This window comes from Pseudomonas amygdali (assembly GCF_002699855.1).
In the GTDB taxonomy this organism is placed as follows: Bacteria; Pseudomonadota; Gammaproteobacteria; order Pseudomonadales; family Pseudomonadaceae; genus Aquipseudomonas; species Aquipseudomonas amygdali.
Map to the genome: position 1 here is coordinate 57139 of NZ_LKBW01000310.1, position 25980 is coordinate 83118.

24 protein-coding genes, 2 tRNA genes and 2 pseudogenes are annotated in these 25980 nt (G+C 57.4%); 14 read left to right on the top strand and 14 right to left on the bottom strand.

The window, feature by feature from the left end; genetic code table 11:
• Positions 1–6: 6 nt before the first annotated feature.
• Together AO277_RS25120 and rdgC are read right to left on the bottom strand one after the other, a co-directional pair.
• Complete coding sequence (locus AO277_RS25120) at positions 7–981, bottom strand: bile acid:sodium symporter family protein (RefSeq protein WP_044317735.1); 975 nt, start codon at positions 979–981, stop codon at positions 7–9.
• 90 nt (positions 982–1071) lie between these two features.
• A complete protein-coding gene (gene rdgC / locus AO277_RS25125; protein ID WP_002552626.1) occupies positions 1072–1992 on the bottom strand; it encodes a recombination-associated protein RdgC in 921 nt (306 codons plus the stop codon).
• Between the two features lie 171 nt (positions 1993–2163).
• Here rdgC and AO277_RS25130 point away from each other — a divergent pair.
• Together AO277_RS25130 and AO277_RS25135 are read left to right on the top strand one after the other, a co-directional pair.
• Positions 2164–2239 (top strand) — tRNA-Val (locus AO277_RS25130).
• Between the two features lie 21 nt (positions 2240–2260).
• Positions 2261–2337 (top strand) — tRNA-Asp (locus AO277_RS25135).
• Positions 2338–2465: 128 nt separating this feature from the next.
• On the opposite strand, the pseudogene AO277_RS25140 reads toward AO277_RS25135, so the two are convergent.
• Positions 2466–2606, bottom strand: a pseudogene (locus AO277_RS25140) (isocitrate lyase/PEP mutase family protein); the annotation flags it as partial.
• A gap of 334 nt (positions 2607–2940) precedes the next feature.
• Between AO277_RS25140 and AO277_RS25145 the strand changes: the two are divergent.
• The 3 genes from AO277_RS25145 (at position 2941) to AO277_RS25155 (ending at position 5082) form a co-directional block, all read left to right on the top strand.
• On the top strand, positions 2941–3336 hold the full coding sequence (locus tag AO277_RS25145; RefSeq protein WP_044317736.1) for a hypothetical protein: 396 nt from the start codon (positions 2941–2943) through the stop codon (positions 3334–3336).
• A 122-nt stretch (positions 3337–3458) separates the two neighbouring features.
• Positions 3459–4649, top strand: coding sequence for a CaiB/BaiF CoA transferase family protein (locus AO277_RS25150; protein WP_005732895.1), 1191 nt, complete (start codon positions 3459–3461; stop codon positions 4647–4649).
• A gap of 55 nt (positions 4650–4704) precedes the next feature.
• Positions 4705–5082, top strand: a complete 378-nt coding sequence (locus AO277_RS25155) for a VOC family protein (protein WP_044317737.1) — start codon at positions 4705–4707, stop codon at positions 5080–5082.
• Between the two features lies 1 nt (position 5083).
• Here the strand turns inward: AO277_RS25155 and AO277_RS25160 are convergent, their stop codons facing one another.
• Both AO277_RS25160 and AO277_RS25165 read right to left on the bottom strand, forming a co-directional pair.
• Positions 5084–6427 (bottom strand): dicarboxylate/amino acid:cation symporter, encoded by a 1344-nt coding sequence (locus AO277_RS25160; protein WP_002552630.1) that lies wholly within the window; start codon positions 6425–6427, stop codon positions 5084–5086.
• Positions 6428–6532: 105 nt separating this feature from the next.
• Positions 6533–7588, bottom strand: coding sequence for a tartrate dehydrogenase (locus tag AO277_RS25165; protein ID WP_002552631.1), 1056 nt, complete (start codon positions 7586–7588; stop codon positions 6533–6535).
• 134 nt (positions 7589–7722) lie between these two features.
• On the opposite strand from AO277_RS25165, the gene AO277_RS25170 reads away from it, so the two are divergent.
• The gene (locus AO277_RS25170; protein WP_002552632.1) at positions 7723–8643 is read left to right on the top strand and encodes a LysR family transcriptional regulator; all 921 of its coding nucleotides are present in this window, start codon (positions 7723–7725) and stop codon (positions 8641–8643) included.
• Between the two features lie 10 nt (positions 8644–8653).
• On the opposite strand, the pseudogene AO277_RS29485 reads toward AO277_RS25170, so the two are convergent.
• Positions 8654–9179, bottom strand: a pseudogene (locus AO277_RS29485) (hypothetical protein).
• Positions 9180–9425: 246 nt separating this feature from the next.
• Here AO277_RS29485 and AO277_RS25180 point away from each other — a divergent pair.
• From AO277_RS25180 to AO277_RS25200, 5 genes are all read left to right on the top strand, one after another.
• Complete coding sequence (locus AO277_RS25180; RefSeq protein WP_005782785.1) at positions 9426–10835, top strand: DUF4329 domain-containing protein; 1410 nt, start codon at positions 9426–9428, stop codon at positions 10833–10835.
• Positions 10836–11041: 206 nt separating this feature from the next.
• Complete coding sequence (gene bamJ / locus AO277_RS25185; protein ID WP_002552635.1) at positions 11042–11815, top strand: BamJ family beta-barrel-assembly machinery protein; 774 nt, start codon at positions 11042–11044, stop codon at positions 11813–11815.
• A 365-nt stretch (positions 11816–12180) separates the two neighbouring features.
• Positions 12181–12633, top strand: coding sequence for a YkvA family protein (locus tag AO277_RS25190; RefSeq protein ID WP_002552636.1), 453 nt, complete (start codon positions 12181–12183; stop codon positions 12631–12633).
• A 100-nt stretch (positions 12634–12733) separates the two neighbouring features.
• Positions 12734–13075 (top strand): helix-turn-helix domain-containing protein, encoded by a 342-nt coding sequence (locus AO277_RS25195; RefSeq protein WP_044317738.1) that lies wholly within the window; start codon positions 12734–12736, stop codon positions 13073–13075.
• Complete coding sequence (locus tag AO277_RS25200; protein ID WP_002552638.1) at positions 13072–13443, top strand: hypothetical protein; 372 nt, start codon at positions 13072–13074, stop codon at positions 13441–13443. The genes AO277_RS25195 and AO277_RS25200 overlap by 4 nt, the downstream gene beginning before the upstream one ends.
• A gap of 136 nt (positions 13444–13579) precedes the next feature.
• On the opposite strand, the gene AO277_RS25205 is transcribed toward AO277_RS25200, so the two are convergent.
• Both AO277_RS25205 and AO277_RS25210 read right to left on the bottom strand, forming a co-directional pair.
• Entirely contained in the window at positions 13580–15352 is a 1773-nt protein-coding gene (locus AO277_RS25205; protein WP_044317739.1) for a bifunctional diguanylate cyclase/phosphodiesterase, read from the bottom strand.
• Positions 15353–15468: 116 nt separating this feature from the next.
• Entirely contained in the window at positions 15469–17550 is a 2082-nt protein-coding gene (locus AO277_RS25210) for a carboxy terminal-processing peptidase (protein ID WP_180273465.1), read from the bottom strand.
• Positions 17551–17688: 138 nt separating this feature from the next.
• On the opposite strand from AO277_RS25210, the gene AO277_RS25215 reads away from it, so the two are divergent.
• A complete protein-coding gene (locus AO277_RS25215) occupies positions 17689–18651 on the top strand; it encodes an NAD(P)H-quinone oxidoreductase (protein ID WP_044317741.1) in 963 nt (320 codons plus the stop codon).
• Between the two features lie 19 nt (positions 18652–18670).
• Here AO277_RS25215 and AO277_RS25220 read toward each other — a convergent pair whose 3' ends face one another.
• The 6 genes from AO277_RS25220 to AO277_RS25245 all read right to left on the bottom strand — a co-directional run bounded on the left by AO277_RS25220 (position 18671) and on the right by AO277_RS25245 (position 24001).
• A complete protein-coding gene (locus AO277_RS25220; protein ID WP_002552642.1) occupies positions 18671–19324 on the bottom strand; it encodes an HAD family hydrolase in 654 nt (217 codons plus the stop codon).
• Positions 19325–19434: 110 nt separating this feature from the next.
• Positions 19435–20424, bottom strand: coding sequence for an ABC transporter ATP-binding protein (locus AO277_RS25225; protein WP_044317742.1), 990 nt, complete (start codon positions 20422–20424; stop codon positions 19435–19437).
• 1 nt (position 20425) lies between these two features.
• Positions 20426–21223, bottom strand: coding sequence for an ABC transporter permease (locus tag AO277_RS25230; protein ID WP_044317743.1), 798 nt, complete (start codon positions 21221–21223; stop codon positions 20426–20428).
• On the bottom strand, positions 21210–22052 hold the full coding sequence (locus AO277_RS25235; protein WP_044317744.1) for an ABC transporter permease: 843 nt from the start codon (positions 22050–22052) through the stop codon (positions 21210–21212). Before AO277_RS25235 ends, AO277_RS25230 begins: the two co-directional genes overlap by 14 nt.
• Complete coding sequence (locus AO277_RS25240; RefSeq protein ID WP_044317745.1) at positions 22049–22855, bottom strand: alkaline phosphatase family protein; 807 nt, start codon at positions 22853–22855, stop codon at positions 22049–22051. Before AO277_RS25240 ends, AO277_RS25235 begins: the two co-directional genes overlap by 4 nt.
• Before the next feature lie 78 nt (positions 22856–22933).
• Positions 22934–24001, bottom strand: a complete 1068-nt coding sequence (locus tag AO277_RS25245; protein ID WP_002552647.1) for an ABC transporter substrate-binding protein — start codon at positions 23999–24001, stop codon at positions 22934–22936.
• Positions 24002–24355: 354 nt separating this feature from the next.
• Between AO277_RS25245 and AO277_RS25250 the strand changes: the two genes are divergently transcribed.
• Together AO277_RS25250 and AO277_RS28820 are read left to right on the top strand one after the other, a co-directional pair.
• Positions 24356–25078, top strand: coding sequence for a UTRA domain-containing protein (locus tag AO277_RS25250; protein ID WP_005732905.1), 723 nt, complete (start codon positions 24356–24358; stop codon positions 25076–25078).
• Between the two features lie 487 nt (positions 25079–25565).
• Positions 25566–25980, top strand: a 415-nt coding sequence (locus AO277_RS28820) for a DUF7666 domain-containing protein (RefSeq protein ID WP_503434372.1), incomplete at its 3' end; no start/stop codon positions are given.

Consider the following 25980-nt stretch of genomic DNA (forward strand, 5'->3'; position numbering starts at 1 on the left):
TCACCTTCAGGTGCCGCCGCTGATCAAAGGCCCGGTTTGGTTTCTTCCTCCGGCATCTTCCTGCATCTTCCTGAAATACGTCGATAGCAACGCACCGGAAATGTTGTGCCAGACGCTGAACAGCGCGCTCGGCACCGCCGCCAACGGCGAGAAATGTGCGCTGGCCAGCGCAGCGCCCAGGCCGGAGTTCTGCATGCCGACTTCCAGCGCCAGTGACTTGCGTTGCGCCAATGGCAGCTTGAAGACCTTGCCGGTGAAATAACCCAGCAAAAAGCCGAAGGTGTTATGGAGGATCACCACGGCCATGATCAACAAGCCCGATTCGGCGATTTTCGCCTGGCTGGCGGCAACTACGGCGCAGACGATCATCACGATGCTCACCACCGAGACCAGCGGCAGCACGTCCACGGCGTAGCTGACCCGTGCGCCCAGCAGACGCTGTGCAACCACACCGAGCACGATCGGCAGCATGACCAGTTGCAGAATCGACCAGAACATATCGAGGAAGGACACCGGCAGCCACGCCGACGCCAGTAACCAGATCAGGGTCGGGGTCAGCAGCGGGGCGAGCAGGGTGGTCACCGCCGCGATTGCCACCGCCAGCGCCAGATCACCTTTGGCCAGCCAGGCCATGACGTTGGATGACGTACCGCTCGGGCAGCAGCCGACCAGAATCACACCCACAGCGATTTCCGGCGGCAGTTGAAACACCTGACACAGCAACCAGGCCACGCCCGGCATGATCACAAAGTGCGCGACCACCCCCAGCGCAACGCGCCACGGGTTTCGCGCCACCTCAGAGAAGTCTTCCAGCTTCAAGGTAAGACCCATGCCGAACATGACCAGACCCAGCAGCGGTACGATCCAGCTTTTCAGACCGATAAAGGCCTGCGGGAACAGAAACGCCAAAATGGCGAACAGCAGCACCCAATAAGCAAAGGTATTACCGACAAACCGACTCAAGGCTGCCAACGCACGCATGGGGTGCTCCCTCCTGTAAAAAAAACCTGTGTGAAATGAACGCGCCGTCTCACAGGACGGCGCGGTGTTGCAGGCAGCGACGGGCGGGGATCAGATCCCCTGCGGGATTTCCTCGCCGCCCAGCGCGTCGAACAGTTCCGGCAGGAACTCGCCGAAGGTCAACATCATCAGTGTGAAGCTGGCGTCCAGCTGGCCCAGTGCCTCGTCGCCACCGTCCTGTTCCGCCTGATCCTGCAGCAGGTCTTCGAACTTCAGGCGCTTGACCACCAGCTTGTCGTCCAGCACGAACGACAGCTTGTCCTGCCAGGCCAGCGACAGCTGGGTGACGACCTTGCCGGTGTTCAAGTGCAGCTGAATTTCGTCGCTGGTCAGGTCCTGACGCTTGCAACGTACGATGCCGCCGTCTTCGTGAGTGTCGCGCAGTTCGCACTCGTCCAGCACGAAGAAGTTGTCGGCCGCTTTCTGGGTCTTGACCCAGTCGGTCATGGTCGCACTTGGCGAAACCTTGACGGTCAGCGGACGTACCGGCAACGAGCCGATCACTTCACGCAGGGTCGACAGCAGGTCTTCGGCGCGTTTCGGGCTGGAGGCGTTGACCAGAATCAGGCCCTGCTTTGGCGCGATGGCAGCGAAGGTCGCGGAGCGGCGGATAAACGCACGCGGCAGAAAGGCCTGGATGATTTCATCCTTGAGCTGATCACGTTCCTTCTTGTAGACCTTGCGCATCTGCTCGGCTTCGATCTCGTCGACCTTTTCCTTGAGCGCGTCGCGTACAACGCTGCCCGGCAGAATGCGCTCTTCCTTGCGTGCAGCAATCAGCAGGAAGTCCTGGCTGATGTGTACCAATGGAGCGTCCTCGCCCTTGCCGAAAGGAGCGACGAAACCATAGGTGGCCACCTCCTGGCTGGCGCAGGCACGAGCCGGTTTGGTTGCCAGTGCTGTCTCCAGCGCTTCGGCATCGAAAGGCACGTCCTGGGTCAGGCGATAGACAAGCAGGTTTTTGAACCACATGAGGTGAGTCTCTCTTTCTATACAAAGGCGGGCATTATTCGCTCCTCGGCGGCTGCGGCCAACCCTGCACAGAGCGTTTGTAAGCCTTTGGAAGGATTATAAAAATTATTTAAAAAAGTGCTTGCCAGAGTGCAGGTCGCTCCGTAGAATGCGCGCCACAACGAGAGTGAAGGGTGATTAGCTCAGCTGGGAGAGCAGCTGCCTTACAAGCAGCGGGTCGGCGGTTCGATCCCGTCATCACCCACCAAACTCGCTTTTAGTGTTACGCGCAGCGGTAGTTCAGTCGGTTAGAATACCGGCCTGTCACGCCGGGGGTCGCGGGTTCGAGTCCCGTCCGCTGCGCCATATTCAGCTTCAAGGCCCTTGAACTCCTTGAAGCAAACAGAAAGCCCGCCTTGTGCGGGCTTTCTGCTTTCTGCTTTCCTGAAACGATGAAGTCTTCGTTCATTCATCGGGGTGTGACAGGCAGCTACCGAGCCATCCTGGTAACCATACGACCAAGCTATTTCCGCCCAGGCTTTCGACCATGCGCGGGCCATCTGCATCGGCCACGTTGGCCAGGGTCAGCAGTCCATTTTGATGCGCGTTATGAAAACAATATTCAGTGCAGTCATCGCAGTTCAATACCCTTGACGTTTGGTTTCTGACGGCACGGTCTGGTTGATTGTTGCAGAGGAGCGCGGTTTTCATGTGATACAACGTTGTGTGCTTCCACGCATCATCAGGTAAGACTTCTTCTTAACCAATGTAAGTTATTTCCTTATTTATTGAAGTTTATGACTTGCTCTTTGTTTAACACGATCAAATCCTTGATTTCCCATCTTCGCTGGTATTAGCTGGTTTTGTTGGTTGGCGCCTTCAGTGTGCTGACCGAATGTCTTATATCTGATTCTGTAAGGTCGCCCTGTCAGGGCGACTGAATGCTCTATATTTAAATAAGGAAATTATATGAACACTGGTCCTAAACTGCTAATGGCTGCCTCTGTCATGGCCGCCTCCGTCAGCGCGTTGGCCTTGCCTGTGCTGCACACCGCGACTATCGATCAGCACGGTACTGTCGTTACTCAGTCGTCTCCGTGGATCAAGTCCGTAAGTTACAGTAGTAAGAACGACTATTTCGCAACGTATAAAGTGATTTTCAATGAGGGCCACTTCAAACACTCGCCTGGTTTCTGCTCGGCATCTTCTATTGATACCAGTGACTATGAACGGCTGTTCTATGGTCACGTCAAGTTGGGTGGGGCTGCCACCACAAAAGAAGTCAATGTGTTAGGTCTCATGGTCGGTAAGGACGGTGCCTCGGGTGACGCTTCCATGGGGTTTCAGCTGGCGTGCAGCAACTGATTGAATGAGCCTCACCGGGTGCGGGGCTTTCTCGAGGGCAGAACCTCGTTAAACACCTCCGGCTTTCCATCCACCGCATTTGCGCAGATCATCTATCCATTCCCAACAAGAACGGACGTGTCATGAACTTACCTCTTCAGGGCATCAAGGTGGTGGAGCTGGGCCAGCTTATTGCCGGACCTTTTGCGGCGAAGATCCTTGCCGAGTTCGGTGCCGAGGTCATCAAGGTCGAGCCGCCGCTGACCGGTGATCCTTTGCGCAAATGGCGTTTGCTGCACAACGGCACCTCCGTATGGTGGGCGGTGCAGTCGCGCAACAAGCAGTCGGTGACCCTCGACCTGCGTCAACCAAAGGCGCAGGAGATGGCCCGCCAGCTGATCCGTGATGCAGATGTGCTGGTGGAGAATTTCCGCCCCGTTACACTTGAGGGTTGGGGGCTCAGTTGGGAAGAGCTACATGCCCTCAATCCGAAACTGATCATGCTGCGCGTCTCCGGCTATGGGCAGACCGGCCCGTACCGTGACAGGCCGGGTTTTGGCGTAATAGGCGAGGCGATGGGCGGTTTGCGTCATTTGTCGGGCGAGCCAGGGCGTACGCCGGTGCGTGTCGGTGTGTCGATCGGCGATTCACTTGCAGCGTTGCACGGCGTGATCGGCATTCTGCTGGCGCTTCGTCACCGAGAACAGAATGGCGGTGATGGGCAGCAGATAGATGTCGCGTTGTACGAGTCAGTGTTCAACGTGATGGAAAGCCTGATTCCCGAGTATTCGGTATTCAATACTGTCCGTGAGCCAGCAGGCAGCAGCATGCCAGGCATTGCACCAACCAACGCCTACCGCTGCAATGATGGCAAGTACGCGCTGATCGCAGGTAATGGCGACAGTATCTACCGCCGGTTGATGGAAAAAATCGGTCGAATGGATCTGGCCAATGACCCCGAGCTTGAGCACAACGACGGGCGGGTCAGGCATGTGGCACGCATTGATGCTGCCATTTCGACCTGGACCGCCGAGCGCTCGATGGACGAAGTTCTTGCTGCACTCAACGAGGCGCGTATCCCGGCAGGCAAGATCTACGACGCTGCCGATATCGCCGGCGACCCGCATTATCAGGCGCGTGACATGTTGTTGCAGAGCGCGCTGGATGACGGCACGCCCGTTACCCTCCCGGGGATTGTGCCTAAACTTCAAGGCACGCCGGGCCAGGTAAGAACGCCCGCGCCGACCCTGGGTCAGCACACCGACGCCGTTCTCGAAGCACATGGTATAGACGCAGCCACTCGCGCCGAATGGCGTCGGCTTGGCATCATTTGATCCGAAATGCGGCCTTTGCCGTAAACAGAACTCTATTCCAAACGGAGCTGATCCCGTGATTGATCATCTGGACCATCTTGTATTGACCACTGCTGATGTTGACGCCTGCAAGGATTTTTACGTACGTGTCAAGGGTATGGCCCCTGAACGCTTTCGCCAGGGCCGACTGGCGTTTCGCTTCGGCAATCAGAAAATCAATGTCCATGAGCGTGGTAAAGAGTTCGAGCCCAAGGCCCATCTGCCTGTGCCAGGTGCGCTGGACTTGTGTTTCATTGCCAGCATCCCGCTGGCTCAAGTCATCGCACACCTGCAGGAGCAGGACTGGCCTATCGTTGAAGGTCCGGTGGAGCGTACCGGCGCCACCGGGCCGATTCGTTCTGTGTATGTGCGCGATCCTGATCTGAACCTGATCGAAATTTCCGAATTGGCCTGATTCAGGTCGGCGACGGACTGATCCCTTCCGTGATCGCGGCAGGTCTGGCCTGACCGGTTTTCGGCAGGGGCAAAGGCTCGGGTTGTTTCGGCTCGTCCTCGCCATTCAGCGCCCGGTGCATCTTTTCGCTGTCCAGTGCGCCGACCCATTTGGCGATGGCCATGGTGCCGACGCCGTTGCCGATGGTATTGGTGATCGCCCGCGCTTCGGACATGAAACGGTCCACGCCCAGTAACAGCACCATGCCCGCGACAGGGATGGTGCCAAGTGACGCGAGGGTCGCGGCGAGAATGATGAAGCCTGAACCCGTGACACCCGCCGACCCCTTGGAGGTGAACATCAGCACCACCAGTACGATCAACTGGTCGGCCAGGGTCAGTGGCGTATTGGTCGCCTGGGCGATGAAGATCGCTGCAATTGTATAGTAGATCGCCTGTCCGTCCGGGTTGAAGGTCAGGCCGGATGGAATGATCATTCCTGCAACCGGTTTTGACACGCCGGCTTTCTCCATTTTCGAGATCATCTGTGGCAGCACCGATTCAGATGAACTGGTGCCCAGCACCGTGAACAGTTCTTCCTTGATGAAACGCAGAAATTTCCAGAGGCTGAACCCGCTGTAGCGGCATATCGGCCCGAGTACGAAGATCACGAACACTGCGCAGGTCAGGTAGACGCAGGCCATCAGTTTGCCCAGAGAAAACAGCGAACCGAAACCATATTTACCTATGGTGAAGGCAATTGCGCCGAATGCGCCGAGCGGTGCCAGGCGCATGACCATGTTGACGATTCTGAACATGCCCTGCATCAGGCTGTCCAGCGCATCGACAAAAGGTTTAGCGCGCGGACCTACCTGAGCCAGAGCGATCCCGAGCAGGATCGAGAACAGCAGGATTTGCAGAATATTGCCCTTGGCGAATGCGTCGATGATGGTGTCGGGAATGATGCCCATCAAAAAGTCCATGAACGACGAATGCTTCGCCGCGCTGGTGTAGGTGCTCAGGCTGGAAGAGTCCAGCGTTGCCACATCAATGTTCATCCCAGCACCGGGTTTGAATACATCCACCACGACCAGACCAATTACCAGCGCCAGGGTCGACACCACTTCAAAATAGATCAGTGCCCAAAACCCGACGCGGCCCAGCTCCTTCATGTTTTCCATGCGCGCGATGCCGGACACCACTGTCAGGAAAATCACTGGTGCGAGTAGCATCTTGATCAGCTTGATGAATGCATCGCCGATGGGTTTGAGCGCTGCGCCGGTTTCCGGTGCCACAACGCCAACGATGGCGCCTAGAATGACCGCGAGTAAAACCTGTACGTACAGTTTGCCTAGAATGCTTTTCATGACCGGGTCCTGAGTTTTTATTGTTGTCAGGAAATGCCCGGAGACTCGGCAGGCCGGTCTCCGTGGCGTTGTACCGCGATACGACGATGATCTGGCGAACGCGCCTCAGCGGTTGATCAGTTGCAGTACCGCGTCGGTGACCTGCCTGGTGGTGGCCGTGCCGCCGAGGTCCGGGGTATGCAGACCGCTTTCGGTGACCGCCTCGATGGCCGACATCAGGGTCTTGGCCGCTGCCGATTCACCCAGATGCTCAAGCATCATCGCAGCGGTCCAGAGCGTTGCAATCGGGTTGGCGACGCCTTTGCCTGTGATATCGAAGGCCGAGCCGTGAATCGGTTCGAACATCGACGGGAAGTTGCGGCCTGGGTTGAGGTTCGCGGTAGGGGCGATGCCCAGGCTGCCGGACAGGGCGGCAGCCAGATCGGAAAGTATGTCGGCGTGCAGGTTGGTGGCGACGATGACATCCAGCGACGATGGCTTGAGCACCATGCGCGTGGTCACGGCATCCACCAGCTCCTTGTCGATCCTGACGTCCGGGAAGTCCTTGGCCACTTCGTAGAAAATCTCGTCCCACAACACCATGCCATGGCGCTGCGCGTTGGACTTGGTGACCATGGTCAGGTGCTTGCGCGGGCGAGTGCGCGCCAGTTCGAAAGCGAAGCGATGAATGCGCTCTACACCGGCCCGTGTGAACACCGAAACCTCGGTTGCGACTTCCTCTGGCAAACCACGATGCACGCGCCCGCCATTGCCGGAGTACTCGCCCTCGGAGTTTTCGCGAACGACGACCCAGTCGATCTCGTGGCCGTTGTGCAGCGGGCTCTTTACGCCAGGCAGAACGCGCGCTGGACGTACGTTGGCGTATTGGTCAAAGCCCTGGCAGATCGGCAGGCGCAAACCCCACAGGGAAATATGGTCGGGTACATTCAAGGCACCCACTGCGCCGAAGAAAATCGCATCGAATGTCTTGAGTTCGGCCAGACCGCCTTCAGGAATGTAGTGGCCGTTCTTCAGGTAGTTATCCGAATTCCAGTCAAAGTGTTTGAAGGTCAGGTCGAAGCCGGATTTTTTCGACAGCGCCTGCAGGACTTCAACACCTGCGGCGATCACTTCCACGCCAATGCCGTCGCCGGGTACTGCTGCAATGTTGTAACTGCTCATGGTCCACTCCACTGTCCGGTGCTTTTTGTTGTGCCTGCGAACGCTCTGTTCGACAGGGTGTGGAAGGAGTATATGTAGTGAACCGGAACGTATGAGTTACTCGAAATCACTACATAATTAACTTTGAGTTACCAATGAATCAGACACAGGACCTGTCGTTTTTCCATCTGTTGGCTCAGCAGGGCAGTCTTGCCGCGACAGCCCGCGAACTGGGCGTGACGCCGCCTGCCATCAGCAAACGCTTGAGCCTTCTGGAAGCGCGGCTCGGCACACGCCTGGTGAATCGCACCACGCGGTCCATGAGTCTGACTGCCGAGGGCGAGTTGTATTTCAGCCATGCGGCGCGGATTCTGACCCAGATCGATGAAGTCGAGCAGTTGATCACCAGCAGTTCTGCCAGCCCCAAAGGGCTCATCAGGGTCAACGCTTCACTGGGTTTCGGTCGCCGCCATATAGGCCCGGCACTGGCGGCTTTTTTTGCCCGTTACCCCGAGGTTCAGATCCAGCTGGAAATCAGTGACCATCCACTGGATTTGGCCACCCATGGTTTTGATCTGGGCATTCGTTTCGGCAGCCTTCCGGACGCGGCCTTTCATGCGCGCAAGATCGCATCCAATCGGCGTCTGCTCTGCGCATCACCGCTGTATCTGGAAAAGCACGGTACGCCGACACGTCTGGCGGAACTGCAGCACCACAATTGTATTTTTCTGCGTCAGAACGAAACACCCTACGGGGTGTGGAGCTTCAGCAACGGGGGGCGTACGCAGAACGTCAAGGTACATGGCGCATTGGGCTGCAACGACGGTGAGGTCGCGCTGAACTGGGCGCTGGAAGGGTTCGGCATTTTGCTGCGCGCCGAATGGGACATTGCCCGGTACGTGCGCAGTGGCCGTCTGCGTCTGGTGCTTGAAGACCAGACACCCACTCGGGCGGACGTCTACGCGGTCTATCCGCAGCAGTTGCATTTGTCCGCCAGGGTGCGTTGTCTGATCGATTTTCTGGTGGAGCGTTTTGCCAGTCTGGATCAGGTTGTCCCGCTGCAAGACCCGCATTGAGCTCTGGACGTCAGCAGCCCTTCGAAGCAGCTCCGTCCTTTGGTACGAATGCAGCCTTGTCGCCTGGTTTGGTAATGACGTAAGCGCGTCGCCACGGCTGGTCGTCTATCAGTTTCCAGCGATGGCCAGGGCCGGTGGTGTCCTGTGCCAATAATATTTCCCCTGGGCGCAGTACGAAATTCTCTCCACCCGTGGTGGAAAATTCGAGCGTGCCTGAAAGGGTGATCACGTATTGCTCTTCCGGTGCGGCGTGCCAGTCATATTGCGAGTGCGCCGGGTTTTCCTTGAAGTGCAGGGCGTTGACATAGGTCATTGCCTTTTGATCAATCGAGCCTTCGATGACGTGTGACAGATTGTCGGGGCCTGTGCACAGCCTGTATGCCTTGATGCCCTCGGTTACAACAATAGGTAATAGGTGGCTTCTTGGTCGCGTAGGCTGAGCTGACCGGTAACATGACTGCTGCGGTGATGGCTGCAAGGCCTGCCAACTGGCAAGCCGTCGAGCGCATCAGGCGAAAACGATTGTTCGATTGCATAAAACGTTCCTGAGCACGACAAACTGCATAAGCCCTGATCGCCAGTCGTGGTGATCGAAACAGGGGCTGGGCAGATTTGCCCACGCAGCGGATCGAACCACATCCGTTAACGGTTAAAAATTATCTTTAGTTTCATGTTGCCGGGTGCCGCGGCGTCTACCTGTTGTCATATTCATCTATGTCACCCGCCACCCTGAGTTTCCTTACGCTAATGACTCAATCAGTCAGGCTTTCAAGGAGCCTCGGATGCACCCCAGAAAAAGAATTGAAAAACGGTCCGTTGACCATCATCCCGGCATGCCAGCGTTTAGCGTGCCTTTCGATCATCCTGATGATGCGGCGCGCTATGCCCATGAGCGGATCGGCAATCGGCGTGACCGTGAATACGGCGGCTTTATTCTGGTTCGCAAGGATGGCAAGTACGTTGCGACCGAACCCATGAACGGCAGCCGGTTCAGCTTTGACCCCAACGAAGTCTTTCCGCGCAACGATGAGGAGGGGTATGTGCTCTACCCGCAAGGGTATGACGACTATGCGATTTACCATTCTCACCCGTCACTTCAGGCCGGGCTTGAAGAATGGCCGGAGCGTGAAAAGGTTACTTACCCGAACAGTTTTTCAGCGGGCGACATCTATGCAGCGATCGATGACCAGGAGGTTTGTCCGGCGACTTATCTTTCCGGACCTGACGGCTCCTTGATCAAATACACGCTGTCCCGTTCTGCCGCCGAAGACACGCTGTTCGCGCGCGTAGCCGGACCGCCAGGCATGCCGCACCTGAGTGAACTCAGTCAGATCCACAAGGCGCTGCAGAACCTCACCATGCTGCCCAGTGATGTGGTCCGGTTGCTGGCAGGTGCCGGGGATCTGGAAGTGATAGTGCCCAGTCGTCTGTGGGGGCGGGTCGGGAAAGTGTCTACAGACTGGCGCCCTTATCCGGACGATGCCGCCACTCGCACGCCTCCTGTGACATCGCCTGCAAGCTGCGCCGTGCAATGGCCACCCAGGCCTCTGAGCCTCAGCGTGCCGTTTACCCGTGCTGATGAAGCTGCACGTTACGCGCACGGCCGGATCGGTACTCGCATTCATTCGCAGATCATCGGTTTCCTACTGTTCAACCCGGTAACGCGCGCTTACCTGATCGCCGAGCCGATCCTTGAAGATGGCGCTCCGGTCTACGCACCCTGTTCGGCGTTTCACCCCGATGCTTACTACCGGCCTGCATTACCTGATGGCTATCGTGTTGACGGCATGTATTTTTCATCTGCCAACCTCGTAGCTGAGGGCGGGCGTGAAGTAGTGAGTGATTTCTTTGACCCGGACGATCTGCATCGCATGTTCAGTTATCGTTACAAGCCTGCACAGCGACCCAAAGGCTCGCCAATTCGTTACGGCTTCGAGATGTCGGCAGTTTATTTCTCGGCAGCCGATGGTGCGCTGCTCGCGTACACACCCAGCCGGTCCGACGAGGAGCTTCGGCTTTTACGAAGCGTATCGCGCGTGTACTCGGGGGCTGAGTCCATCCAGGCGCAACTCGCCGCAGGTACGATCAATGTGCAGGACTTTGTTCGCGCAGTGGCACGAGCCGGGCACCTGCGCGTGCTGCAGACCAGTAAGCGCTGGCCTCATGCCGGGGTGGTCAGCCCCGTGTCATGAGCCCTTCGCTGCAAACCCGCGTGTTTCCCATGCGAATCACAAACTGAACTGCAACTGAACAATCCAGTGCCGCGCCGGGAAAACCTTTGGATACCTGAACTTATCGGCGTTTTCTCCCTCTCATGCCGGTAGCCATTGATCGCGGCGGCCTGATAAGCTCGCGGCTTTACTCGTTTGCCCTTTTGGCGCATGAACAAGGAATTAGCATGAAACAGCATCGGTTGGCAGCGGCGATTGCCCTGGTCGGTCTGGTACTCGCAGGTTGTGACAAGCAAGCCAGCACCGTAGAGCTGAAAACTCCGGCACAAAAAGCGTCTTATGGCATCGGTCTGAACATGGGCAAAAGCCTGGCTCAGGAAGGTATGGATGATCTGGATTCCAAGGCTGTGGCCTTGGGTATCGAAGACGCAGTCGGCAAGAAAGATCAGAAACTCAAAGACGAAGAGCTGGTTGAAGCCTTCTCGGCCCTGCAGAAGCGCTCCGAGGAGCGTCTGGCCAAGATGAGCGAAGAGGCTTCGGCCGCTGGCAAGAAATTCCTCGAAGAGAACGGCAAAAAGGATGGCGTGGTCACCACTGCTTCCGGCTTGCAGTATCAAATCATCAAGAAAGCGGATGGCGCTCAGCCTAAGCCTACCGATGTTGTGACTGTTCACTACGAAGGCAAACTGATTGACGGCAAGGTCTTCGACAGTTCCGTTGAACGCGGCAGCCCGATTGACCTGCCTGTAGGCGGCGTTATCCCGGGTTGGGTCGAAGGTCTGCAACTGATGCACGTAGGCGAGAAGATCAAACTCTTCATCCCTAGTGATCTGGCGTACGGCGCGCAGAGCCCGAGCCCGGCGATCCCGGCAAATTCGGTACTGGTCTTTGACCTTGAGTTGCTTGGCATCAAAGACCCGGCAGCTGCTCCGACAGCTGGTGCTGATGCTGACGAAGAAGAAGAGGCAGCTCCTGCCGCTTCGGCTCCGGCCAAGAAGTAACCCACTACCTGGCTACAGAAAACGCCCTGTCTCGACAGGGCGTTTTTGTGTCCGGCTTATTTCCCGAACGCTTGGCCATTCGGGCAGTCCCACTATCATGGAAGCGCGCAGTAGCATTGTCCGACAGTCCGGCAAGGTAACGGCACTCGCTTGAGCGAGGGGGCGGTTTCACACCTTTGTAGCTTTTTTGTGAGTAAAAAACGCCCGATTTGACTGTGGTCCCCCGATAACGGGGAGTTCAGGCATGAAAAAAGCCACTGTTCACAAGGTTATCCACAATTATTGTGGATAACCTTGTGGTACCGGCCAGGCAGGTTCGCCGGATCTGCTTTTATCGAAAGACATTTTGCTGAACGGGAGTGGGTATGAAAGCACCGTGGAATTTTATCCGTTATCTGCCCGGAGCCCGGCGTCTGCTGGCAGCGGGGCGACTGCCAGGGTTGTTGTTTGCGGTCGCGCGCAAGGGTAACAGTGAAGGTAATCGTCTGGGCAAGCTCAAGGACGATCTGCGTTTGCTCCAGGCCCTGTGCCTGGCTTACTGGCGCGGTGAGTACCGAAGCATCAGCCCCAAAGCCATTTTGTCCATTGTCGCGGGCCTGATGTATTTCCTCAGCCCGCTGGACGCTATTCCTGACTGGATTCCAGGCCTGGGAATGTTCGATGACATCGCAGTGCTGGCCTGGGTCACCAAGCACTTGAGCGACGAACTGGATGCTTTTCGTGCATGGCGCGAGCAGCAACCGCCCGAGAAACTCATCGTGGTCGAGCAGTTGCCCAAGACTCAGGCGCTGTTGGAGAAAGAGCGGGGTAAGGTGTAAGTCTCACCGATTGAACACAAGCCATAGCGTTCCGCTGTTAAGATGCCAGCCTATGAATCAAGCCTGATCAGTGTGCGGTCGTGTAGTACAAGGTGACTCTATGGATCTTCAAGTGATATCCCGTGACGGTGAGCCGGAATATGCAGTGCTGCCCTGGGCTCAGTACCAGGCACTGCTGAAGGCTGCCGGGTTGGTCGGCAAGCCGCGCCAGGAACCGGTTGCATCGACTTCCGGCCTCGCTGCCGGTGAGCTTCCAGGGTTCGATGAGTTGCGGGCACTGCGCGAGGCCAAAGGTCTTGAAGTGGCCAGCCTGGCGCGTACGGTCGGCATCAGTCCGTCTTATCTGGAGTTGATCGAGAATGGTACTCGTCAGCCGGATGCTGCAATAAAGCGCAGCCTGGCATGGGAGCTTGGAGTGCCGGGCTGGCGAGGCGAGTCGTGAGCGTGCGCATCAGCCGTCAGCATTGGGACGGCCTGCTCAATGAGCTCGATCAGGCGCGCCGCCAGCGTCATCTGCTGACCTATCGCGCGTTGGTCGAGCGTTTGCAATTGCCCAGTCCGGCCATGCAGACCCTGACCGCAGCCCTGGAGCATCTGGCCGCCATGGACGCCCGCGCGGAACAGCCTTTGCGCAGCTCGCTGGTGATCAGCCAGGGCGCAAGCCGCTTGCCGCGCCCAGGGTTTTTTGAATGCGCAGAGCGTCTCGGACGCTTCTCTGGCCCGTCAGATGGCGTCGCCGCCGCTTCGTGGCACGCCGCCGAAGTGGTTCGGGTGTTTGAATACAGCTACCCGGAAGTGGAGGTGCAGTAGCGATTCGGCCCCCGAATCTTCAGTGGCTGTATCGACCCCTTCGTGGGTAATGCGGATCGCCGCCCGGTCACTCCCACAACAGCGAACCTGAGGGAGCGAGCTTGCTCGCGAAGTCGCACGTTCAGCTCATTTACCCTCACGCTTGTACCAATAAATCCAGCCGCGTCGAATCGATCACATGAATGCTCGCGCCAGCAACGTCCTTGGCGAAATGTTTGGCTTGTGAGGCCAGGTCGGCCAGCTGGCTGGCATCGACCAGCGTGCAGCTTTCTTCGTGCAGATGTACTACGCCAATCGACAGTGATAACAACGGGAACTCCTGACGCTGCGCCTGTCGGTTGAGGGCGACGAAGCAACCGGCTTCCAGATGCTCCGCGCGGTAGAAACGTCGGCATTGATTCTGGAAATCATCCAGCAGGGTTTTCAGGCGCCGCTCCCAATCCTCGACGCCCAGCACCATCAGAAAATCATCCCCGCCGATGTGTCCGACAAAGTCCCTGCTTGGGTCGATACGGTCGTTCAGGCACTGCGCGAGACACAGCAGCACTTCATCACCACGGGCGTAACCGTAGATGTCGTTGAAAGGCTTGAAGCTGTCAATGTCCACGTAGCAGATCACCGATTCGCGGCCCTGTTGCAGCAGACGCGTCAGGCATTGCTGTATCGGAACATTGCCGGGCAGCAGGGTCAGCGGGTTAGCGTAACGTGCCTGCTGGATTTTCATCTCGGTAATCAGCTTCAGAACATCGATTACCCGTCCCAGGCCCAGATAGGTACCGTTGGAGGTGATGATGAAATCCTCTTCGATGCGCTGCCGGGCTCGGCTGGTCAACAGTCGGCTGACCTGTTGCAGTGACTGGCTGACTTCCACGGCCAGAAAGTCATCACTCATCAGGCGGCTGATTGGCTTGCGGGCAAACAGTTCGGTACCAAAGGGCTTGAGCAGTGCCTCGGACAATGAATGCCTATGGACGATGCCGCAGGGCCTGGCCTCGTCGTCCAGCACGGCCAGCGAATTGAGATTGGCCTGCCTGCGAAACGCTTCCAGCACCTCAGCTGTGGGCGTGGACTGGCTGACTGATGGTTGCGGGTTGAGCAGGGCAGAAAGGTCTGCCGCTTCTTCGTTCAACGGCGCGCTGGTGGTCTCTGCCTTGGGCAGCATGGCGCGGGTTTCGCGTGGCGGGCGCTCTTGCGGACGGGCAAGCAGATAGCCCTGAACCAGATCCACGCCCATGTCCTTCAGCGCCGCCAGCTCTTCGGGCAATTCGATGCCTTCAGCAATCACGGTCGCTCTGGAAGCCTTAGCCATCTGCAGCATCGAGCCAACGAACTCGCGCTTCACCGCATCCTGGTGAATTCCGTCGATGAAGTGCCGATCGATTTTCACGTAGTCCGGGCGCAGCTCCGACCAGAGTCGCAAGCTCGAATAACCGGCACCCAGATCATCCAGCGCGATGGAGAAGCCCATGTCGCGGTAGTGGTGCAGCGCGTTGTACAGCAGGTCGAAATCATCGGTAGGCATCTGCTCGGTCAGTTCGATGACCACGTCCTTCGGCGCGATGTGGTATCGGCGCAGCATTTCCAGCGTCCGGCCCGGCGGATGAGACGTTTCGAGCAGCGATTCGGGAGAGACGTTGAGGAACAGCTTGCCCGGCAACTTCTGCTGACTGAAACGCCGGCAGGCGCTGTCACGGCAACTCAGTTCCAGCTCACTCAGGCGGCCTGCCTGTCGAGCGATGGCAAACAGGTTCAGGGGCGAATGCAACGCGCTGTTGGACGGTCCGCGGGTCAAGGCTTCATAACCCAGAATTCGACGTTCCGATAGCGAAACGATGGGCTGGAACAAGCTGTGCAAATCACCACGAGCCAGAATTGAACTCAGTGTGCTCAACTGTTCGGTTAGGGTCATGGTCGTCTCGAAGAGAATAAAAAGGGCTGAGCGCTTGCGCGTTCAGCCCCGTATTTCACGACAGCTTCATGACTGTTTGATGACGTTGAAGCTAAATGGCCATCAATGAGTCTGCCTTATTTTTTTGCCACAGCGGCGCTTAGCCCCAGATAGTCGATCAGAATACGCCCGGTCTCTGCCAGGTAGGCATCGTCCTCGGGTTTGGTTTTCTCGTCTTCCACTGGCAGCGCGTCTTCGTCTTCTTTCTTCAACTCTTTCAGCGGCTCTTCACCCTTGGCCTTGCGGCGGGTGTTTTCCAGCGCGAGCTGCTTGCTTTCGATGGACGCATGCTCGGCGCGACGGTCTGCTTCATTGAGGCTGACCGTTTTTTCGTTCATCAGCTTCTTGGCCAGCGCCAGGCGGTCTTCAATGAACACGAACTCGGCGTCTTTCGCCGAACGCGCTTCATGTCGCGCCTGCAGTTGGGCCAGGAAGGGCTTGAACGGATCGATGGCAGGTTTGATCGCCGTTTTGATGCTGTCCCATGGCATGGCCTCGGGCAGGGCACTCTCGCCAATTTCCTTGGTATCGATCAGCGACGGGTAAGTGATGTCCGGCACTACACCCTGATGCTGGGTGCTCTGACCGGAAACCCGGTAGAACTTGGCAAGGGTCAGTTTCAGTTCGCCATGATTGAGCGGCTGAATGGTCTGCACGGTGCCTTTACCGAAGGTCTGGCCACCGATCACCAGTGCGCGGTGATAATCCTGCATCGCGCCAGCGAAAATCTCCGACGCCGAAGCGGACAGACGGTTGACCAGCAAGGCCATAGGGCCTTTGTAGAACGCGCCTTTGGCTTCGTCTTCCAGCACATCGACCTTGCCGTCGGCGTTGCGCACCAGCACGGTCGGGCCTTTGTCGATGAACATACTGGTCAGCTCGGTCGCTTCCTGCAACGAACCGCCACCATTGTTACGCAGATCCAGTACCACGCCATCGACCTTCTCGGCCTGCAGCTCGGTAAGCAGTTTCTTCACGTCACGGGTGGTGCTCTTGTATTCCGGATCGCCAGCACGGTAGGCCTTGAAGTCCAGATAGAACGCAGGGATGTCGATGACCCCGAGTTTGTAGTCCTTGCCATCCTGTTTGAGGTGCAGGATCGACTTCTTGGCCGCCTGTTCTTCGAGTTTCACCGCTTCACGGGTGATGGCGACAATTTTGCTGGTCTGGTCATTCGGCGCATTGCTGGCCGGGATGATCTCCAGACGGACCACGGAACCTTTCGGACCGCGGATCAGCTTGACGACTTCATCCAGACGCCAGCCGATCACGTCGACCATTTCCTTGTCGCCCTGGGCAACGGCCACGATCTTGTCGGCCGGCGCGACCTGCTTGGTTTTGGCCGCAGGTCCTGCCGGGACCAGACGCACGATTTTCACGTTGTCGTTATCGCTCTGCAACACAGCGCCGATGCCTTCCAGCGACAGGCTCATGTTGATGTCGAAGTTTTCCGCGCTGTCAGGCGACAGGTAGTTGGTGTGCGGGTCATAAGACATGGCGAACGTGTTGATGTAGGCCTGGAAGATATCTTCTGCGCGAGTCTGGTTCAGACGGGCCTGCTGATTCTTGTAGCGCTTGGTCAGGGTTTCCTGGATCTTCGCCGGGTCCTTGCCTGCGATCTTCAGGCGCAGGACTTCATCTTTTATGCGCTTGCGCCATAGCTCGTCGAACTCGGCAGTGTCCTTGGGCCATGCGGCGTCCTTGCGGTCCACCAGCAGGGTTTCCTTGGTATTGAAGTCAAGCTTGTCGACGCCCTTGCTCAACTCAGCCAGCGCGAAGTCCAGACGCGCCTTGATGCGGTCCAGGTAGCGCTTGTAGATAGTGAAACCCGGATTCAGGTCGCCACTTTTGAGGAAGTCGTTGAACTGGAACTGCCATTTGTCGAATTCGGCAATGTCGCTGGCCATGAAATAGCTGCGCGAGGGGTCCAGTTGCTTGATGTAGCTCTGGTAAATAATCGCTGAACGCTTGTCGTCCAGGGGCGGCTTGCTGTAGTGATGTCGTTTGAGCAGCTCAACCACGTTGAGGCTGGCAATCACTTCGTCGCGGTCCGGCTGAAGATTATCCCAGCTGTTGGCGGCAAAGGTACTGGCTGACATCGGCAAAACGCTAAGGCCGACAAACAGTGCGAGGGCAGTGCTGGGGAATAATTGCTTCATGCTGATTCGACGCGAGGACAATTGATAACGCATATTAGGCCGTCTTTGAGGTCGCCGGTTCCTTCGGACCCGGCCGCATAATGCAAAAGCCCGGGCAAAACAGCCACGGGCTCAGTCTGGACTCACTATGGAGGCACCGTGAAGGCATTGCAAGGCGTTGAAGGACATGTGGAATGGGTCGAGGAGCCGAGTCCGGCCCTTGATGTGGGGCAGGTACGTATCAAAGTGGCTGCGGCAGGTTTGAATCGAGCCGATCTGTTACAGCGCGAGGGCAAGTATCCGCCGCCGCCCGGGGTCACTCAAACGCTCGGTCTGGAGTGCTCGGGGGTGATCGCCGAAGTGGGTCCGGGCACGTCCTGGGTGGTCGGAGACCGCGTCTGCGCGCTGTTGGCGGGCGGGGCGATGGCTGAAGAAGTGGTGGTCGACGGGCGACATGTACTGCCAGTTCCAGAAGGGCTGTCGCTGCATGAGGCCGCCGCCATCCCTGAGGTGTATGCCACCGCGTGGCTCAATCTGTTTCAGCTGGCAGGCCTCAAGCCGGGTGAAAAAGTGTTGTTGCACGCAGGCGCAAGTGGGGTTGGTTCAGCCGGTATTCAGCTTTGCAAAGCGTTCGGCAACCCGGTCTGGGTCAGTGTCGGTTCGACCGAGCGTCTGGCCTATTGCGTCGAACTGGGAGCACAGGGGGGCGTAGTACGTAGCGAAAGTCTTGAAGGCCTGAACGATTTTGCACCGTTCAACGTCATTCTCGACCCGGTGGGCGCAAGCTACGCCGAACTCAACGTCAAACTGTTGGCTCTGGACGGTCGCTGGGTGCTGATCGGTATCATGAGCGGGCGCGAGGCGCAGGTGGATCTGGCGCACGTGCTGGGCAAACGTATCCAGTTGATGGGTTCGACCTTGCGCAGTCGCGATGACACATTCAAGGCCGACCTGCTCAGCGACCTGGGCCAGCACGTCTGGCCGCTGTTCGCTGAAGGCCGCCTCAAGCCGCAACTGGCGAAATCCTTTGCGATCAAGGATGCCGACGCTGCGTTCGAAGAGCTGGCGACCAACACGGTATCCGGCAAGATCGTGCTGGTCATCGACGAAAGCCTGGTCTGACCCGTCGGTGCCTCTGGACTCAGCTCCAGTCGTGCACCGGCCAGCCTGCTTTCTGCGCGTGTTCCAGTAACACGGCATCGGGGTTGACCACATTGGGGTGGTCAACCTTGAGCAGCAGCGGCAGGTCATTGCGTGAATCCGAGTAGAAGCTCGCCCCTTCAAGGTTTTCCCCTTCGGCGTCCAGCCACTCCATCAGGCGCGTGATCTTGCCTTCCCGATAGGTCAGCACGCCGACCGTGGCACCGCTGTACACGCCATGTTGCACGTCCAGTTCGATACCCAGCACTTCGTCGATCCCGAGGCGTTCTGCGATGGGTTTTACCAAGTGCACACCTGACGCCGAGATCACCAGGATCCGGTCGCCTTTGGCGCGATGCTGGGCAATACATTTGCAGGCGTCGCTGTAGATGATCGGCTCGATGACGTCCTCAACCCACGGGCCGACCAGATGATCGATTTCTTCAGGCGTACGGCCAGCCATGGGTTCCAGGCTGAACGCCATGTAGTCTTCCATTGCCAGCTCGCCTGCGCTGTAGGCGGCCATCAGTTCGTCGTTGCGCTGCATGAACGAGGTTGAGTCGACCCAGCCCAGGCGACCCATCTGCTCGCTCCAGAGCGTGGCACAGTCGCCGCCGATCAGGGTCTCGTCCAGGTCGAAAATTGCCAGGGGCATGTGCGTTTCTCCTAAAAGTCTGTTGAATCAGCTGTCAGCTTCACGCTTGGCGTCTTGATCGGCAAGCGTGTGGCGTTATCCGTGCAGAACAAAATCAGTTCAGAGCACGGTTAGTTCAGAGCACAGAGCGCCGACGGTTCGATGTTCAGTGTTACACGCCTTCCATCCGGGTGCAGGTCGTCGGCGCTGCGGTTCAGTACGTCGACCACCAGTTCCACGCCGCGGGCCTGTATCCGGTAGCGGATGACGTTGCCGAGCAGACTGTGACTGCGTACTTCGCCTTCCAGTTCGCCGGTCAGGCTCAATTGGATCGATTCAGGGCGAATCGCAATGCGGCTGGTGATCGGGCGTTGCATCAGGCGCGTGGCGTCTTCGGCTTCCAGCAGGTTGTAGTTGCCGATGAAACCCGCAGCGAACACGTCAACCGGAGCGGTGTAAAGGGTTTCTGCGTCACTACTCTGCACGATCCGGCCTTCGTTCATCAGGAAGATGCGGTCGGACATGGTCAGCGCCTCCTCCTGATCGTGGGTCACGAAGATCGTGGTAATGCCCAGCTCGCGCTGAATGGCGCGAATCTGCTCACGCAGGTTTTTGCGAATTCGCGCATCCAGTGCCGACAGCGGCTCATCAAGCAACAGCAGGCGTGGGCGAGTGACCAGCGAGCGCGCCAGAGCCACGCGCTGGCATTGCCCGCCGGATAACTGATGCGGATAACGCGCGGCAAAGTCGTGCAGCTCGACCATGCGCAGAATATCGGCAACGCGCTTTTCGCTGTCGGCCGCACTGACTTTCTGAATTCGCAGGCCAAACGCGACGTTTTGCTCGACGGTCATGTTGGGAAACAGCGCGTAGCTCTGGAACACCATGCCGATGTTGCGTTTTTGTGGTGTGAGCGGCACCAGGTCAGTGCCATCAAGCAGGATGCGCCCGCTATTGACTGGCGTCAGCCCGGCAATGCAGCGCAATAACGTGGACTTGCCACAGCCGGACGGGCCGAGCAAGGTGACAAACTCGCCTTTCTTGATACTGCAGTTGATGTCGCTGAACACTGACGTGCTGGCATAGCTTTTCTGCAGGTTTTCAATGCTGACAAAACTCATTTCAGTCTTTGTCCTTGTTCAGTCGATTGGCGGCCCAGGTCAGCACCAGCACGAAGAGGAAATAGGAAATCACCAGCGCGCTGTTGAAGTGACCGCTGCTGTTGCGCATGTTGTTCAGGTAGACCTGCAAGGTTTCATAGCGGGTGCCGACCAGCAGGTTGGCGAACACGAATTCGCCAAACAGGAACGAGAACGACAGCAGCAGGGCAATCATCAAGCCCTTGCGCAGGTTAGGCAGCACGACCATGAAAGCCGCCTGCCAGGTGCTGGCGCCGAGCAACTGGGCGGCGTCCATCAGGTCCGTGAGGTTGATGGCCTGCAGGTTATTGGTGATGGCGCGGTACATGAAAGGCAGGGCAACAGTGAAATAGCAGCCGATCAGAATCCACGGCGTGCCGACCATGGCCATGGGGCCGGAGCCATAGAGTTGCAGCAGGCCGACCGACGAGACCACGGGAGGCACGGCGAACGGCAGCAGGATCAGGATGTTCATCAGCCCGTCGAGGCGCGGGAAGTAGTAATGGACGACAAACAGCAGCGGCAGAATCAGCAGCACCGAGAGTATCAACGCGCCGACGCATACCAGTAGTGACTGGCCGAACGCCGCCAGAAAACGCGGATCGCTCCACAGCGCCACGTACCACTTGAAGGTCAGGCCACTGGGCAGAATGGTCGCCGACCAACTGGTGGAAATCGAGTACAGAAAGGTCCCGGCCAGTGGCAGCAACAGGGTCAGGAACAGCAGGTAAACCACGGTTTTGTGGTAAATGCCCGCGGGCCTTCGTTCAGCGCGCGACATGGTAGCTCCTCTTCAACAGCCACTGATGGACGACTGTGACCAGAGTCATTAGCCCGACCAGAATCATCGCCAGAGCGCTGGCCATGTTCGGGTCCAGGGTGATATCGCCTGCCACCATCGCGGCAATGCGGATCGGCAGCACGTTGAAATTGCCGGTGGTCAGGGCGTACACCGTGGCATACGCGCCCAGCGCGTTGGCCAGCAGAATCACGAACGTACCGAGCAGCGCTGGGGTCAGGACCGGCAGGCCGATATAGCGCCAGAATTGATAACTGCTGGCACCCAATAGCGCCGCCGACTCGTTCCAGTCCTCGCGCACCGCGTCAAATGCCGGGTAGAGCAGCAGCACGCCAAGCGGGATCTGGAAGTAGGTGTAGAGGATGATCAACCCGGTCTTGGAGTACAGGTTGAAGTCATCAATGATCCCGGTTTGCTTGAGGATCAGGGTCAATGCGCCGTTGAAACCCAGCAGAATGATGAATGCGAACGCCAATGGAACGCCGGCAAAGTTGCTGGTCATGTTGGCGAACGGATTGACGAAATCGCGCAGCCGCGAGTCTACCTTGCGCAGCGAATAGGCACCCAGCACAGAGATGATGATGCCGAACAGGCTCGACCAGAAGCTGATCTCCAGGCTGTACTGGATCGCCTGCCGATAGAACTTCGAGCTGAACGCTTTGGTGAAGTTTTCCCAGCCCCAACCGGCGTCGCTTTGCAGGCTGTGAATCGCCACCCAGAGCAGCGGCGCAATCTGAAACACAATGAAGAACACGGCAAAGGGCACCAGGCACAACAGCCCCAGCCACTTGCCTCGGGAAAATCGGGTCAATTGAGCATCTCCCGGCAGACCGGTTTGTCGTGATGTATGCCGAGCAATTCGCAGATGGTGCCGCACAGGTCGGTCTGGCGTGGCGCTGCATGGACATTCAGGCTGAACGCATCACCCAGCACGAACAGCGGCACTTCGCGTTCTTCCGGCAGCAGGCCATTGTGCGAGCGGTCGTTGTTCATGCCGTGGTCGGCGGTCACCAGCACTTGATAACCCGCGTCCAGCCAGCGTTTCAGGTAGTCAGCCAGAATGATGTCGGCATTGCGGGCGGTGTTGCGATATTGCGCAGTGTCGAGGCCGTGCTTGTGCCCGGCGTCGTCGATGTTCATGGGGTGAATCAGCAGAAAGTTCGGTGCATGTTTCAGGCGCAGGCTTTCAGCGTCGGCGAACAGGTGCGAGTCCGGGTAGTGATCGGCCCAGTAGAACAGCCCGTGCTGAATGGGTAGTTCCGTTGCCTCGGTATGACGATCGCGTGCCGTGTCGAACGGCGTGCGGTTATACAGCTCGCTGAACCAGTGATAGGCCACCGCTGCAGTGGTCAGGCCGGCGTCACGAGCGTAGTGAAAGACGCTGCGCTGGTTAGACAGGCGGGAAACGTTGTTATGCACGATGCCGCTGTCGATAGGCGCGACCCCGGTCAATATGCATTCGTACAGGGGGCGGGAGAGGGCGGGTAGCTCGCATTCCAGCTTGTAGAGCGCGGCACGGCCAGCATCATGCCAGGCTTGAAGATGGCCCATTGCGTGGCGGGCCACGTCGTAGTTGAGGCCATCGAGCACGATCAGGATGACGTTGTGTTTCATGGGCGACTCGCTTTAAAAGAACGGGCGAGTCTGGCTCGCCCGATGTACACGACTTCATCCCTGAGCCGCAGGAGAGAATCAGTTCATCTCGATGATGACCTGCTCGTTCCACTTCTGAGGCAGCGCTTTGGAGGTTTTTTCCCAGGCATCTGCGTCCTTGATCGGCTTGGCATTGAGGTATTGCTCATGCGGCAGCAACTGGGCTTTCACGTCGTCTGGCAGCTTGATGTGTTCAACGCGAATCGGACGCGCATTGCCTTTGGCCAGGTTGATCTGACCGGCATCGCTGAAGGTGTATTCACGCGCCAGTTTGGCGGCGTTCGGGTGCTTGGCGTATTTGTTGATGATGGTGGTGTAGCCGGAAACCACCGAACCGTCCGAAGGGATCAGCACCACGTAGTCATCCGGTTTGGCCATCTTGGCTTTGTAGTTGAGACCGTTGAAGTCCCAGACCACGCCGACTTCGATTTCGCCTTTTTCGATGGTTTGAATGGTCGGGTTGGCCAGTGACAGGCGTTTCTGCTTGGCCAGGTCGGTGAACAGTGCCAGGCCTGGCTCGATGTTGCTTTCGTCGCCTTTCATGGCAATGGCTGCGGCCAGTACACCATTGGTTGCTTGCGCAGCAGTGCTTACATCACCAATGGAAACCTTGTATTTACCGGTTTTCAGGTCGGCCCAGCTTTTCGGTATTTCAGAGCCGTGCAACAGGTTCTTGTTGACGATAAAGGCGATGGTGCCGGTATAGGCCAGCGCCCAATGGCCGTCCTTGTCCTTGGCCCAGTCCGGAATCTGCTCCCAAGTGGTTGGCTTGTAAGGCTGGGTCACGCCTTTGGCGACGGCTATAGGGCCGAACGCGGCACCCACGTCGCCGATGTCACCGCTGGCGTTGTCTTTCTCCGCATCGAATTTGGCGATCTCCTGGGCCGAACTCATGTCGGTGTCCATGTGCTTGAGGCCGTATTTGGTTTCCAGGTCTTTCCAGATGCCACCCCAGTTAGCCCAGTCATCCGGCATGCCGAGACTATTGACCGCACCTTCAGCCTTGGCCGCAGCCTCCAGCGTTTTAAGGTCTGTGTCCGCAGCCATGACCAGCGAACTCATTGCCATGGCTGAACCGAGGAGTGATGCCAACAAAAGATGTTTCATTCGGAGCTCCTAGTGCACTTCTTGCAAGAAGTGTTCGTTTCGGATTGTTTGGTCTAGATCAGCAATACCTGAGCCAAGTTAGGCTTTTTGCATGACATTTTCGTGTCGTGTTCAGTGCCAGAAGCTGTTTTTAACGTGGTTCGGCAGTGCCTGGCGCTAAGCGTAGACCATGGGATCGTGCTTGCTTTTCAACGGCTAAAGGCCTTTTTTCGGAGCAGTTGGCATGTATCGTGTTTTGTCATGTCACAGAATGGTCATGTGCCCGGCCTAGGCTTGAAGCAATGGAGTTAATGGCGTCGGTTGCACTGATGTGTGCCCCGCAATAGAGCTGGTCTAGTCCAGACGGATACCGGAATGCGCGAAGATGTGCCACGGGCGGTAACAACGATTTGCAGTGCTCTGCAGGAGCAGATCGAACATGGCTTGTTGCCGCATGGCAGCAAGCTGCCTGCGGAACGCAAGCTTAGCGAGGTGTTCGCTACCACCCGTATCACGTTGCGTGAGGCCCTCGTGCAACTGGAGGCGCAAGGGCTTATTTACCGTGAAGAGCGTCGCGGCTGGTTCATTTCCCCGCCACGACTGGCGTATGACTTGATTCGGCGCAGCCATTTTCACGCAATGGTCTGCGCGCAGGGAAGAGTGGCTCACACTCAGCTGCTGTCGGCACGTCTGCAACCGGCTTCGGCGATGATCTGCGAAATGCTCGAACTGCCTGCGCTGTCGAGCGTGATCCAGATCTGCCGCGCCCGGCGTATCGATCAGCGGCTGGTGCTCTATGTCGAGCATTACCTGAGGCCGGAATTATTCCCCGGCATCCTCGATCACGACCTGAACGAGTCACTCACCGAGCTTTATGCCCGCTGTTATGACCTGCATTACGGACAAGTACGTTTCGATATGGTCCCCACGGCACTGCATGCCGACGCTGCAGCCGCCTTGAAGGTTTCCCTGGGCAGCCCCGGCCTGCGTATTGCAAGAATAAACTATGACCAGCGTGATCGACTGATTGATTGCGATCTTGAATACTGGCGTCATGATGCTATTCATGTGCGCGCCAATGTGCGTGGCAAGTTGTAGTTGAGTGCGGCTCTTCAAAAACTCCGGGCATGCGGCAAGTTTCAGTAAATTAATATCGGTGTATTCAGCGCGTTGTTAGTTGCGGGTGCCAGCCAGTAAGACGTGACCTTCCTCTTCATTGAAAACCTTGGCTGTGCGGGCCGCTCAGGTCGAGTACATGCGCGCAGACGTCCGGCTTATTTAAAAATTTAATCAGAAAATAACTTTAAGCTGCAAAGGGGTGAGCGTAATTTAAAAAGTTTTTGAGGTGAAAAAGTTAAGGTTTTTTTATTCCAGTTGTCGAAAATAAATAGTAAAAATCCGTATTGATTAATATTTATTAGTTGGGTGTGATACGTTTTTAGAGCGTCATTGCGCGTGGTCGGTAAGTGGATTGCCTGGCGCAGTTTCGCGTGTGGGATGTGAAGGTTGATATCGTAGCTGGCCGTTAACGTGTGAATTGATGAGTGCGGCTACTTTCATTTAAAGGATCTATGAGGGCGCTGTAATGAATCTCGAAAAAGCGTTGGTATTACGGACATGTGCAAATAACATGGCCGATCACTGTGGTTTGGTGTGGCCTGTCTCAGGGACCGTTGAGTGCAGGCACTGGCAACCCACAAAAGCACATGAAAATGGACTGGCAGGTTTATTGTGGGGTGTTGGAACCAGCGCCTTTTTGAGTGTTCATGCCGATGCGCGATGGGTTGTCTGTGAAGTGGCCGTTGCCGACCTCATTGCGTTGTCCGAGAGCGGAATGGTGAAATTCCAGCGGGCGCAAGTCGTTCATGTCGGTGACAAAAGCAGTGCTGCACATTACCTCTTGATGCACCGGGCCAGTTACTCATCGGGGAGTATCAGTTTTTTTGTGTTCGGGCTGGTTAGGGCCTGCCGTCAGGCAGGCCCTTGTTTTACCAGCTCGG